This is a genomic window from Candidatus Polarisedimenticolaceae bacterium (assembly GCA_036376135.1).
Lineage (GTDB): Bacteria > Acidobacteriota > Polarisedimenticolia > Polarisedimenticolales > DASRJG01 > DASVAW01.
Genome location: DASVAW010000019.1, coordinates 56,125 through 68,860, shown reverse-complemented (window position 1 = coordinate 68,860; position 12,736 = coordinate 56,125). Strand labels below are relative to the sequence as shown.

12 protein-coding genes are annotated in these 12,736 nt (G+C 70.1%); 2 read left to right on the top strand and 10 right to left on the bottom strand.

Annotated features, from left to right (window positions below; translation table 11 throughout):
* From VF139_01915 to VF139_01870, 10 genes are all read right to left on the bottom strand, one after another.
* The coding region (locus VF139_01915) for an ammonium transporter (protein ID HEX6850134.1) at nucleotides 1-1,063 on the bottom strand (1,063 nt) is incomplete at its 3' end.
* A 2-nt stretch (nucleotides 1,064-1,065) separates the two neighbouring features.
* Nucleotides 1,066-3,150 (bottom strand): glycogen debranching protein GlgX, encoded by a 2,085-nt coding sequence (glgX, locus tag VF139_01910; protein HEX6850133.1) that lies wholly within the window; start codon nucleotides 3,148-3,150, stop codon nucleotides 1,066-1,068.
* A gap of 12 nt (nucleotides 3,151-3,162) precedes the next feature.
* Nucleotides 3,163-5,229, bottom strand: a complete 2,067-nt coding sequence (locus VF139_01905; protein HEX6850132.1) for an ATP-binding protein — start codon at nucleotides 5,227-5,229, stop codon at nucleotides 3,163-3,165.
* Between the two features lie 74 nt (nucleotides 5,230-5,303).
* Nucleotides 5,304-5,888: a GNAT family N-acetyltransferase gene (locus VF139_01900; GenBank protein HEX6850131.1), complete on the bottom strand. Its 585-nt coding sequence runs from the start codon at nucleotides 5,886-5,888 to the stop codon at nucleotides 5,304-5,306.
* Entirely contained in the window at nucleotides 5,792-6,478 is a 687-nt protein-coding gene (aqpZ, locus tag VF139_01895) for an aquaporin Z (GenBank protein ID HEX6850130.1), read from the bottom strand. The genes VF139_01900 and aqpZ overlap by 97 nt, the downstream gene beginning before the upstream one ends.
* Before the next feature lie 22 nt (nucleotides 6,479-6,500).
* Nucleotides 6,501-6,815, bottom strand: coding sequence for an antibiotic biosynthesis monooxygenase (locus VF139_01890; GenBank protein HEX6850129.1), 315 nt, complete (start codon nucleotides 6,813-6,815; stop codon nucleotides 6,501-6,503).
* Between the two features lie 21 nt (nucleotides 6,816-6,836).
* Nucleotides 6,837-7,550, bottom strand: a complete 714-nt coding sequence (locus tag VF139_01885) for a hypothetical protein (GenBank protein HEX6850128.1) — start codon at nucleotides 7,548-7,550, stop codon at nucleotides 6,837-6,839.
* A 9-nt stretch (nucleotides 7,551-7,559) separates the two neighbouring features.
* Nucleotides 7,560-8,210: a hypothetical protein gene (locus VF139_01880; GenBank protein HEX6850127.1), complete on the bottom strand. Its 651-nt coding sequence runs from the start codon at nucleotides 8,208-8,210 to the stop codon at nucleotides 7,560-7,562.
* Between the two features lie 70 nt (nucleotides 8,211-8,280).
* Nucleotides 8,281-9,396, bottom strand: a complete 1,116-nt coding sequence (locus VF139_01875; GenBank protein HEX6850126.1) for a hypothetical protein — start codon at nucleotides 9,394-9,396, stop codon at nucleotides 8,281-8,283.
* Entirely contained in the window at nucleotides 9,393-10,463 is a 1,071-nt protein-coding gene (locus VF139_01870; protein HEX6850125.1) for a prephenate dehydrogenase/arogenate dehydrogenase family protein, read from the bottom strand. Before VF139_01870 ends, VF139_01875 begins: the two co-directional genes overlap by 4 nt.
* Nucleotides 10,464-10,581: 118 nt before the next feature.
* Between VF139_01870 and VF139_01865 the strand changes: the two genes are divergently transcribed.
* Both VF139_01865 and VF139_01860 read left to right on the top strand, forming a co-directional pair.
* Nucleotides 10,582-11,097: an NAD(P)H-dependent oxidoreductase subunit E gene (locus VF139_01865; protein ID HEX6850124.1), complete on the top strand. Its 516-nt coding sequence runs from the start codon at nucleotides 10,582-10,584 to the stop codon at nucleotides 11,095-11,097.
* Complete coding sequence (locus VF139_01860; protein HEX6850123.1) at nucleotides 11,094-12,734, top strand: NuoF family protein; 1,641 nt, start codon at nucleotides 11,094-11,096, stop codon at nucleotides 12,732-12,734. Before VF139_01865 ends, VF139_01860 begins: the two co-directional genes overlap by 4 nt.
* Nucleotides 12,735-12,736: the final 2 nt, after the last annotated feature.

Sequence of the window (12,736 nt, the reverse complement as noted above, 5' to 3'; positions counted from 1 at the left end):
TCGTCGCGAGCACGCCGGCGGCCTGGATCCCGACCTGTTTCAGGCTCCCGGAGAAGATCCCCTCGGAGCCGGTCCAGGCCTTCGTCGCGAAGACGCCGGTCAGGAGGGCCCCGACGAGGCCGCCCAGGCCGTGCGCCGGGGTGACGTCGAGCGAGTCGTCGAGGCGTGTCCGGGCCCGGTACTGGATCCCGTAGTAGCTCGGAAGGGCGGCGACGGCGCCGAGGAGCAACGCCGCCTGAGGGCTCACGAATCCCGCGGCGGGAGTGATCGCGACGAGGCCGACGACGATCCCGGTCGCCGCGCCGACGGCGGTCATGTGCTTGGTCCGGATCTGGTCCAGGATCATCCACACGAGGACCGTCGCCATCGGCGCCAGCACGGTGTTCACCGCCGCGAGCACCGCTCCTTCGTTCGCCGCGAGGGCGGAGCCGCCGTTGAAGCCGAGCCAACCGAACCACAGCAGGCCCGCGCCGAGCAGCACGAGCGGCACGTTGTGGGGGAGCACCGCGAGGCGCCCGTAGTCCTTGCGCGGGCCGAGCAGGAGCGCCGCGACGAGCGCCGCGACCCCCGCGTTCACGTGGACGACCGTCCCGCCCGCGAAGTCGAGCGCGCCGAGGGTGCCGAGCCAGCCGCCGCCCCAGACCCAGTGGGCGACCGGGGCGTAGACGACGAGGGTCCAGAGCCCGATGAAGGCCAGATAGGCGGAGAAACGCATCCGCTCGACGATGGCGCCGGAGACGAGCGCCGCGGTGATGACCGCGAAGGTCCCCTGGTACGCCATGAAGAGCAGGTGGGGGATCGTTCCCTTCGGCTGCAGGTCCACACCCCGAAGGAAGAGGTGATCGAGACCGCCGACGAACGCGTTCCCCGGCGCGAACGCCAAGGAGTACCCGGCGAGCGCCCACGCGATCCCGGCCGCCCCGAACGCGGCGAACGACATCATCATCGTGTTGAGGGCGTTCTTGGAACGGACGAGCCCGCCGTAGAAGAGCGCGAGCGCCGGGGTCATGAGCAGGACGAGGCCGGTGGCGGCCAGGACGAAGGCCGTATCCGCTGCGTTCACGGTCACCTCCCGACGAGGACGACGACGGTGCGCGGGCTCACCTCGTAATTCCGGACGTTGCCGAGGAACGTCATCGCCTCGTCCTCCGCCGCGTCGAGGGGCGAGGGGAGCGAGGTGTCCACGAACCGGTGCCAGCGCTTGCCGGCCGAAGGGGTCGGGAGCTCGAAGCGCTGCCGCTGCTCCTGCATGTTGGCGATCACCAGCAGGTCGTGGTCGTGCCGCCCGCCGAGCAGGTGCATCGAGACGACGCGGCTGTCGGACGACCAGTCCGGGCGGTGGAGCTTCGGACCGTGCCAGCCGATCTCCCCCGCCGAGGCGGGGGGCGGGTCGAAGAAGGTCCGGCGCCGGAGGATCGGGTGCGCGTGGCGATACCGGATCAGCACCTTGAAGAACCGGAAGAGGCCCCGGTTGCGCTCGAGCAGGCGCCAGTCGAGCCAGGAGACCGCGTTGTCCTGGCAGTAGGCGTTGTTGTTCCCGCCCTGCGTGCGCCCCATCTCGTCCCCGGCGAGGATCATCGGGACCCCCTGGGAAAGGAGCATCAGCGCGGCGAGGTTGCGCTGCTGGCGCGCGCGAAGGGCCTCGACCTCGCGCGGGGCGCCGTCCCCCTCGTGGCCGCAGTTCCACGGGAAGTCGTCGGGCGTGCCGTCGCGCCCCTCCTCGCCGTTGGCGTCGTTGTATCTGCGCGAATACGAGACGAGGTCGCGCAGCGTGAAGCCGTCGTGGCTCGTGACGAAGTTGACGCTGTGATACGGCGCCCGGCCGTCGTCGCTGTAGAGGTCGGAGCTCCCCGAAAGGCGCGTTGCGATCGCGCCGACCAGGCCGGCGTCGCCGCGCACGAAGCGCCGCAGGTCGTCGCGGAACTTGCCGTTCCACTCCGCCCAGCGTCCCCAGTTCGGGAAGGTGCCGACCTGGTAGAGCCCCGCCGCGTCCCAAGCCTCCGCGATGAGCTTCGTGTTCGCGAGCACCGGGTCGCCGGCGATCCGCTCGATCAGCGGAGGGTTCGACAGCGGCGATCCGTCCTGTCCCCGGCCGAGGATCGACGCGAGGTCGAACCGGAAGCCGTCGACGTGCATCTCGGTGACCCAGTAGCGCAGCGCCTCGAGGATCATCGTGCGCACCGCGGGATGGTTCGCGTTGACGGTGTTCCCGCACCCGGAGTAGTTCATGTACCCGCCGGTGCGCCGGTCGATGATGTAGTACGCGCTGTTCTCGAATCCCCGGAGGGAGAGCACCGGTCCGAGCTCGTTCCCCTCCGCGGTGTGGTTGAACACCACGTCGAGGAGGACCTCGATCCCCGCGGCATGGAGCGCCTTCACGAGGTGCTTGAACTCGCGGACCGCGAGCGCCGGCTCGGGCCTCGTCGCGTACGAGGCCTTGGGCGCGAAGAAGCCGATCGGGTCGTACCCCCAGTACTTCAGCAGGGGCTCTCCGGTGATCGGGTTGCGCCGGTCGTTGTCGAGCTCCTCGAACTCGGCGACCGGCATCAACTCGACGGCGGTGACCCCGAGCTCCTTGAGGTAGGGGATCTTGTCGATCACCGCCTGGAAGGTCCCGGGGTGCTCGACCCCGGCGCTCTCGTGGCGGGTGAAGCCGCGGACGTGCATCTCGTAGATCAGCGAGTCGGCGAGGTGGATGTTGAGGGGGTGGTCGTCCCCCCAGTCGAACTCGTCGTCCACGACGACCGATCGTCGCGGACGGATCCCCGCCGGCTCGTCGGGATGCCGGCGTCCCCAGGTTTCCGCGCCGGTCAGCGCCCGGGCGAAAGGGTCGATCAGGACGGTGCGGCCGTCGAAGCGGTGCAGCGGTCCTCCCGACGGCCCGTCCACCCGCCAGCCGTAGATCGTTCCGGCGCGGGCGCCCGGGACGAACGCGTGCCAGATGTCCCCGGTGCGATTCCGCCGCGGATCCAGCCGGAACTCGGCGATCGGCTCGAAGCTCCACGGGGAGCAGATCACGAGGTGGACGTCGGTCGCGTGGCGGGAGAAGACCGAGAAGTTCACGCCCCCGGGCCGGACCGTCGCCCCCAGCGGCGTGGGGTGGCCGCGGAGGATGCCGTGGGACGCGTCGAGGGCCAGCGGGCCTTCCATCGAGCGGGGAATCTAGCGCACCGGGGCGCCGTCGTCCCGCCCGCCGTCGAGCGCCCGCCGGACCTGCCGCAGCAGCTCGCCGAGCGAGAACGGCTTGGGGAGGAGCTTCACCCCGGCGGCGAGCACCCCCCGCGCGGTCAGGACGTCCGCGCTGTACCCGGACATGAACAGCGTCGCGATCCCGGGACGGAGCTCGGCGACCCGCTCCTGGAGATCCCGCCCGTTCAGCGTCGGCATCACGACGTCGGTCAACAGGAGGTCGATCGGATCGGGGTGGGTGCGGGCGATCTCCAGGGCGAGCGTGGGGGACGAGGCGGGCAGCACCCGGTATCCCTCCGCCTGGAGCATCTCCCGACACAACTCGAGGATCGCGGGGTCGTCCTCGGCGACGAGGATCGTCTCGGAGCCTCCCGGGACCGCGACCGGGGACGCGGCGAGCTCCGCCGGCGCGGCGGCGACGCGGGGCAGGTGGATCGTGAACGTCGTCCCCTCCGCGGGGGTGCTCTCGACCCGGACGGTGCCTCCGTTCTGCTCGACGATTCCGTAGACCGTGGCGAGCCCGAGCCCGGTCCCCTTGCCGACCTCCTTCGTCGTGAAGAACGGCTCGAACACGTGTTCGAGCTGCTCCGGTGCGATCCCCTTCCCGGTGTCCGTACACGTGATCCGGACCCAGCCGTCCCCGCCCGCATCGACCCGCGCGGACCGGAAGGTGATCGTCCCCGTCCCCGCGATGGCGTCCCGGGCGTTCACCGCGAGGTTCGTCAGGATCTGGTCGAGCTGGATCGGGTCGATGCGGACCGCTCCGACCTCCTCGCCCGCGACGAAGCGGATCTCGACCTCCTCGCCGACCAGGCGCTGCAACAGGTTGCGGCACCGGCCGATCGCGGCGTTCACGTCGACGATCCTCGGGTTCACCGTCTGGCGGCGCGAGAACGCCAGCAGCTGCAGGGTCAGATCGGCCGCGCGCAGCGCCGCGTTGCGGATCTCGTGGAGGGAGGCGTATCCGGGATCGGATGGGGCCTTCCCGCGCAGCTCCACCTCCGCGTAGCCGAGGATCACGCCGAGGATGTTGTTGAAGTCGTGGGCGACCCCTCCGGCGAGCCGGCCGACCGCCTCGAGTTTCTGCGCCTGGAGCAGCCGCTGCTGCATCGCCGCGTGCTCGTCGGCCGCCCGCGCCCGCTCGATGGCGATCGAGGCGACGTGCGTGGCCCGCTCGATGACCCGCAGCTCCGCCGCGGTCGCGGGCCTGGGCGCGTGGTAGTAGACGGCGAAGCTCCCGAGGACCGCGCCGTCCTTCGCGAGGATCGGGTTCGACCAACACGCCCGGAGGTCGTGCGAGAGCGCGATGTCCTTGTAGGCCGACCACCGCGGGTCGGTGGCGATGTCGCGCACCTCGACGAGCTGCTTGTGGTACATCGCGGTGCCGCAGGATCCCGCCTGAGGCCCGATCTCCAGGCCGTGGATCGACTCGTTGTAGGCCGCAGGAAGCGAAGGCGCCGCGCCGTGCCGGATGTGGATCCCGTCGCGGTCGAGAAGCAGGACGGAGCACAAGCCTCCCTCGAGCTGCTGTTCGATCAGGCGGCAGATCGTCGCGAGCACCTCGCCGAGCGGCGCCTGCCGGGCGACGAGCTCGAGCGCATGGTGCTCCCCTTCGGACAACGTCTCGAGGCGCGCGCGTTCGGTGACGTCGAGCAGCGTCCCCTCGAACGCGCGCATCCTGCCGTCCGCTTCGTGGAGGACCCGGTAGGTGGGCTGGAGGTAGCGGACCGGGCCGTAACGGGGGTCCGTCCGGTAGGTGTGGACCTCCGGTTCCTTCCCCGCCGCCATCGCGAACAAGGCGTCGCGCACGTGGGCGCGGTCGTCGGGGTGGATCCGGTCGAGGTAAACCTCGAATTGCGGGGCGCGCGGGTCGGGGGGGAGCCCGAAGAACCGGAACATCTGGGAGGACCACCACCCCTGGCCGGTGGTGACGTCGTAGGACCAGCTTCCCATCTGGGCGTAGGCTTCGGCTCGCTCGAGCCGCTCGAGCAGGCGGGAGAGCAGCGTGGCGGACGCCGAGCCGGCGGGGGGAACGTTCATCTTTGCCCCCAACTGCTGCGAACTCTAGGCTCGTTCTCCCTCGCTGTCGAGGGCGTGCACGCGGACTCCGCCCGCTACAGCAGCAACGCCATCGCGTGGCTGTCCACGGGCTCACCGTCCACGACCATGTGCCGGCGAAACGTCCCCTCGTGGACGAACCCGAAGTTCTCGTACAGCCGGATCGCGGGGAGGTTGTCAGTCCGCACCGTCAGCTCGATTCGCGTGAGACCACGCGACCTCGCGGCTTCGAGGGTCGCGTGCAGGAGCGCCGCTCCGATGCCCCGCCCGCGGTGCCCGGCGACGACCCCCATCCCGAGCGTGCCGCTGTGCCGGAAGACCTCCCAGGCGCCGATCCGGACGTCGCACCAGCCGACGACTTCGTCGTCGATCACCGCGACGAACTGCGGGTTGCCGAGCCGGATGTTCTGGAGGACGAACTCCCGCGTCACCTCCGGCGGCGCCGCCTCGAGGAGCGCGAGGAACTTCCGCTCGCGCGCAACCGCGTCCACGGCGGCCCGAAAGCCGTCGATGTGCTCCGGTGCGATCGGGACGATGCGCGAGGCTACTTCTCCGAGCCGATGGACTTGTAGACGGTCGCGCCGAGGATCGCCCCCGCGATCGGCGCCACCCAGAACAGCCAGAGCTGCTGGATCGCCCACCCGCCGACGAACAGCGCCACGCCGGTGCTGCGGGCGGGGTTCACGGAGGTCTGCGTGACCGGGATGCTGATGAGGTGGATGAGGGTCAGGCCGAGGCCGATCGCGATCGGGGCGAACCCCTGAGGCGCGCGCTTGTCGGTCGCGCCGAGGATGATCAGCAGGAACATCATCGTCATGACGATTTCGCAGACGAGGCCCGCGACGAGCGAATACTTGCCGATCGAGTGCTCGGCGTACCCGTTCGCGGCGAAGCCGTTGGCGACGTCGAAGCCGGCTTGCCCCGAGGCGATGAGGTAGAGCACGCCTCCCGCGACGATCGCCCCGGCGACCTGCGCGAGGATGTACGGGACCAGTTTCGCGGTGGGGAATCGTCCCGCGGCGGCGAGGCCGATCGAGACCGCGGGGTTGAGGTGGCACCCCGAGACGTGCCCGATCGCGTAGGCCATCGTCAGGACGGTCAGCCCGAAGGCGAAGGAGACTCCCAGCAGTCCGATTCCCACGTCGGGGAACGCCCCCGCGATCACCGCGCTGCCGCATCCGCCGAGAACCAGCCAGAACGTTCCGAAGAACTCCGCGCCGTACGCTTTCATGGACGCCTCCTCCCGGCGGATCCTAGGCCGGTTCCGCGCGCAGGGTCCAGAAGGAGATTTCGGGGGGGCCGGCGAACCACTGCGCCGCCTTCGCCTTGAACGCGAGCAGGTGCGGCGTCTGCAGGTGCGGGCCGAGGTAGGCCTCCCGGCTCGTCCACAACTCGTCGAGCAGGAGCATCGTCGGGTCGGAGGCGTCCTGCAGGATCCGGATCCCCTTGCAGTCGGACTCCTTCGCGACGACCGTGGCGACGAGCGCACTCAGCTCGCGGATCGCCTCCTCGTGACGGTCGGGGAGCGTGCGGTAGCGGATGATGACGGTGGTGAGGGCGTGGTTCACGGCGGTCCTCCGCGGCGAATCCTACTGCGTCACCCACGTCGCGAAGCGCATCCAGGCGTCGGTCCCGGAGACGGCGAGGCGTCCGACCTGCGTCGTCACGAGGAACAGGAGGCCCCAGCCGAACGCCGGGTGCAGGCGCCGGTGACGGATCGTGTCCGCCACGACGAACCCGCAGGCGAGCAGGGCCGTGATTCCGAAGTAGGCCAGGGGCCCCGCGTTCGCGATCGCGTCGAGCGGGATGCGCGCGATCGCCGCAGGGAGCTGCCCGACGAAGGCCAGCAGCATCAGCCGCTTGTGGATCGCAGGCTGCTTCCGGTAGTGAAACGCGAGGGGGACGATCCCGGCGAAATACACCATATCGCCGAGGGGAATCGCCAGGAAGACCAGCGGCGGCGGGCCGGGGGGCGCGTGACCGAGCCTCGCGGCGGTGATCGCCGTCGCCACGGCCACGACGAAGACGACCGGGGCCCAGACCGCGCCGAACATCCCGAGCCTGCGGTGGAGATCCACGCGCCGCTTCGAGACGAGGAAGACCTGCACGAGGAACAGCCCGAACCAGACGCTCATCACGAAGCCGTGCAGGTGAACGAGGGGCGTGAGCGAGGGGGCGTCGTACAGACCCTTGAGGTAGTAGGTGCGGGCGAATCCGATCAGGATCAGCGTCACCGTCGCGATCGCGGCGACGAGATAGATCCTGCGCTCGGACGCCGAACGGGGCCTGGACTCGGCGGTCACGCGGGGAGCTTACCCCCGAATGAAGGCCAGACGCGCGTCGTTTTCGAGGATGCACGTCGCCGCGGCCACGGGCGCGTCGTTGAGAAGGTGGCATTGCTGCGCAGGGAAGTAGATCGTTCGATAGGCCTCGACCGTCGCTTCCGGCGGCAACCTCTCCTGCCTCCGCGCCACCGCGCGCTCGAGCGCGGTCTCGAAGGTGCAGTCGATCCAGACGGAAAGGTCGTAGTGCCGGCGCAGCTCGCGCTTCAGGAGGAAGATCCCCTCGAGGAGGACCACGTCGACGTTGTCGAAGGCGTGGAGGTGTTTCCGGAACTCCGTCGCGGTCTCCTCGGCGAAGTCGGCCTCGACGCGCAGGGAGCGCCGGTCGCGCAGGGGAAGGACGAGATCACGGAACATCGCGTCGAATCGGATCGCGTTCCGGTAGAAGTGCTCCGCGGGGTTCGCGAGGTCGAAACGAACGTGGGGGAGGTTCAGCCAGCCGTCGATGCCGATGGTGGCGACACGGACCCCCTGTTCCTCGAGCAGGCGGGCGAGCCGGCTGGTGACGTACCCCTTCCCCGATCCATCGATGCCGGTCAGGGCGACGAGGACGCTGCGTCCCGGGGAGACGCGACGGCGGGTCTCGAGAATCGTCTCGGTGAGGGGGGCGAGGTCGGGCATCGGTCACTCCGGGTCCGCGGAGTTCGATGCCGGAGCGGCCGGGACGCGTCGGGGTTTCGGTGCGGAAATGCTACCCGGGCTCGCCCGGCCGCCCGTCCACCGCCTCCCGATACGCCTTCCTCACCACCTCCACGTACTCCATCAACCTCGGCAGCTCCTCGAGCGTCATTGCCTGACCTCCGTCGCACAGCGCCTCGGCGGGCCGGGGATGGAAGTCCACGAGGATCATCGTCGCGCCGGAGATCACCCCCTGGCCGATGACGTGGAAGATGTCGGAGAGGCCGTCCGGCGCCGTCGCGCGGCGACCGACGCTGTGCGACGGGTCGATGCACACCGGAAGGCGCGTCTGGCGGCGCACGACCGGGATGTGCGCGAAGTCCACGAGGTTGCGGTGGGGATCCCCCAGGTGCGTCTTCACGCCGCGAAGGCAGAAGACGATGTTCGGGTTCCCCTCGTGCGCCACGTATTCGCAGGCGTTGAGCGATTCCTCGAGGGTGATCCCCATCCCGCGCTTCACGAGGACGGGGAAGGTGCGCTGGCGGCCGATCGCGCGGAGGAGCTCGAAGTTCTGGGCGTTGCGGGTGCCGACCTGGAGCATCACGCCCGTGGGATTTCCGGCCCTGGCGAGCGCCTCGGCGATCTCCTCGATGTGGCGCTCGTTCGTCGCCTCCATCGCGATCACCCGGATCCCGTGTTTCCCGGCAGACTCGAACACCCACGGGAGGCATTCCTTCCCCAGACCCTGGAAGTCGTACGGGCTCGTGCGCGGCTTGTAGGCGCCCATCCGCGTGGTCGTGAGGCCATGCGCCTTCAGCGCCGCCATCGTCGCGTCCACGTTCGCCGGGGTGTCCACGGCGCAAAGGCCGGCGAAGACGAGGACCTCGCGGTCGCCGAAGGTGACGCCGTTGTAGGTGAACTCCGCCGTCGGGGTCGTGGCGTCGTGGCGGCCGATCAGGCGGTAGCGCGTGGCGACGCGCACGACCCGGAGCACCCCCGGGACGTCCTCGAACGGCTCGGTCGGGACGGTGCGCGTCTCGCCGATCACGTGGATCTCGGTGAATCGGTGCGCGTCCCCGGCGAACTGGTAGGGGCGGATCGCGATCTTCGGGTAGCGACGGACGATCTCCTCGATCCGGGAGACGACGTCGTTCGGGTCGGCGAGGTCGGGCTGCAGGACGATGATCATCGCTCGGGCTCTTTCTGCGTCGCGCGCGAGAAACGCACGATGCTCTCGAAGATCTCCGCGACGCCGTCGGCGTCGAGGCCTTCCCCTTCGGCCCAAAGGCGGCGGGCCTCGAAGACCTGGCGCTCGCGGTCGGGGTCGACGACGGGTTTCCCCTGGCTGGCCTTCGCGCGGCCGGCGCGTCGGGCGAGCTGCGCGCGTCGGGCGAGCAGCTGCACGAGGTCGCGGTCGAGGTCGTCGATGAGATCGCGCGTCTCGCGCAGGTCCGGAGCGCGCTCGGGGAGCGGGGGGATCTCCAGGCGCGACGCGTGCGAGTTGGGGGCGCTCGGGGAGGCCGCGAGGTCGCGGTCGATCGACTCGAGGGCGGCGAGCAGGCGCGCGCGCGCCTGGGCGGCGTAGGGGTTCTCGGTCTGGATCGTCGCGAAGAGGTGGCTCGCGTCGGAGCGGACCGACTCGATCGTGCGCGCCATCGCGCGGAACGACGGAGGAACGAAGGCGGCGTCCTCACCCGCGCGGATGTCGATCAGCCCCTTCGCGATGAAGAAGGCGAGCGCATGGGTCGCCGCCATCACCCGGTCGTGCTCCGCCGCCTCCTGCTCGATCACCTCGCAGCCCAGCCGCGTGAAGAAGGTCCGGGCGCGGGAGGCGGCGTCCGGGTGGAGGGCGTTCGGGCAGACGACGGTGACGAGGGGGCGCTCCCCCAGCGCGATCGAGCTCGGGCCGAAAAGCGGGTGTGTCGCCACCCACGGGATCCCGGCGCCGAAGATTTCGGTGAGGTCGCGCACGGGGCCGTGTTTGACGCTGGCGACGTCGACGACCAGATGTGCGGGGTTCAGGTGCGGGCGGAGCTCGCGCGCCGCGGAGGCGATCGCGTCGACGGGAACCGCGAGAACGATCTCCGACGCGCCCGCGACGAGCCCGGCGACCGAGGCGGCGCGGATCGAGGGCGGCACCTCGGCGTGCGGGTCGAAGGCGCGGACCGTGCCGCCGGAGTCGAGGACCAGCTCGCCCAGGGCGCGGCCGAACCGGCCGAAACCGAGGATCGCGGTGGTGCGCGGTGCGGCGTTCATGGTCGTTTCCAGCGAAGAGCGTAATGGAAGCGTCAACGGAAGCTGAACGATACCTCCGCCGCTGAACTTAGGTCATGTCCGTACGGAAAGGGCCCCCTCCTTTCACTATCTTGCCGCCATGGCCACCACCACGAAGGCGACCCACCCCAGCGGCGACAATCGCTTCAAGCTCCTCGATCGCGCGATCAACGTCCACCACGCCTCCGGCAACGCGCTGATCGAGGTCCTGCACGCGGCGCAGGGGATCTTCGGGTATCTCGAGGACGACATCCTCGTGTACATCGGGCACGCCCTCAAGCGGCCGCTGAGCCAGGTGTACGGCGTCGCGACCTTCTACAACTACTTCCGCCTCAAGCCCGCGGGCGAGCACACGGTGGTCCTGTGCACGGGGACCGCCTGCTACGTGAAAGGGGCGGCGCAGATCCAGGCGGCGCTCGAGCACCGCTGCGGCTGCAAGTTCGGCCAGACGACCCCCGACGGGAAGGTGTCCCTGGTGCAGGCCCGCTGCATCGGCTCGTGCGGTCTGGCCCCCGTCGCGGTGATGGACGACGACGTGGCGGCGAAGCTGACCGTCGACGAAGCCGTCAGGCGCGTCGGGGCCTTCATGCAGGCGACGGAGGAGGTGGCCAAATGACCGTCGAGGAGCTCCGCGAGCTGGCGGAAAAGGAGCGCGCGCGCCAGGCCGGCTTCGGCAAGCGCGTGCTCTACTGCTCGGCCGCCGGGTGCGTCTCCTGCGGCGGGAACGCCACCCGCGACGCGTTCAAGAAGGCGATCCGCGACCAGGGGCTCGACGAGTCCTGCGAGGTCGTCGGGACGGGGTGCATGGGCCTGTGCGGCAAGGGGCCGCTCGTGAAGGTCGCCCCCGACGAGACGCTGTACGCGTCGGTGGACGCCGCCGCGGCCGAGAGGATCGTCGACGAGCACCTGAAGGGCGGGAATCCCGTCGAGGCGATGGCGCTCGACACGGACGCGCCGTTCTTCGCCGAGCAGACGAAGATCGTGCTCGAGGACTGCGGGCGGATCGACGCGATGCGGATCGAGGAGTACGTCGCGGTCGGCGGCTACGAGGCCCTCGCGAAGGCGATCACGGAGCTTTCGCCCCCCGAGGTCATCGAGGAGATCCGCAAGAGCGGCCTGCGCGGCCGGGGGGGGGCCGGCTATCCGACGGGGCTCAAGTGGTCGATCGTCCGCAAGGCGACCTCCGAACAGAAATACGTCGTCTGCAACGCCGACGAGGGGGACCCGGGAGCGTTCATGGACCGCAGCGTCCTCGAAGGCGATCCGCACCGCGTCCTCGAGGGGATGGCGATCGCCGGGTACGCGGTGGGGGCGAACCAGGGGTACATCTACGTGCGCGCGGAGTACCCGCTCGCGATCGAGCGGCTCAAGCTCGCGATCAAGCAGGCGGAGCGGGCGGGCGTGCTGGGGAACCGGATCCTCGATTCCGGATTCAGCTTCCGCATCGACCTCCGGATGGGCGCCGGTGCGTTCGTCTGCGGCGAGGAGACGGCGCTGCTCCGCTCGATCGAGGGGCGGCGCGGCCGGCCGAAGCCCCGCCCGCCGTACCCCTCCGAGAAGGGCCTGTTCGGGATGCCCACCGTCATCAACAACGTCGAGACGTTCGCCAACATCGCGCCGATCCTCGCGCGGGGCGGCGCGTGGTTCGCGTCGATCGGGACCGCCAAGAGCGCGGGGACGAAGGTCTTCGCCCTCGCCGGGAAGATCCGCAACACGGGGCTGATCGAGGTCCCGATGGGAATCCCGCTCCGCAGGATCGTCTACGACATCGGGGGCGGTCCGCCGGAGGGGGCCGAGTTCAAGGCGGCGCAGACCGGCGGTCCTTCGGGGGGATGCATCCCGGCCGAGCACCTCGACCTGCCGGTGGACTACGAGTCCCTCGCCGCCGTCGGCTCGATCATGGGATCGGGCGGCCTGATCGTGATGGACTCCGAGTCGAACATGGTCGACGTCGCGAAGTTCTTCATGGAGTTCTCCATGGAGGAGTCGTGCGGCAAGTGCGTGCCGTGCCGCATCGGCACGAAGCACATCCACGGCCTGCTCGACAGGGTCTCGAGGGGAGAGGCCACCCCCGACGACGTCGCGCTCCTCGAGGAGCTGTGCGTCATGGTCAAGGAGACGAGCCTGTGCGGGCTCGGCCAGTCCGCGCCGAATCCGGTGCTGTCCACCCTCCGCTTCTTCCGCGACGAATACGAGAAGAAGCTCCGGCCCGCCGAGACGTTCGCGGGCGGGGTCGCCGGGGAGGCGAAGTAGCC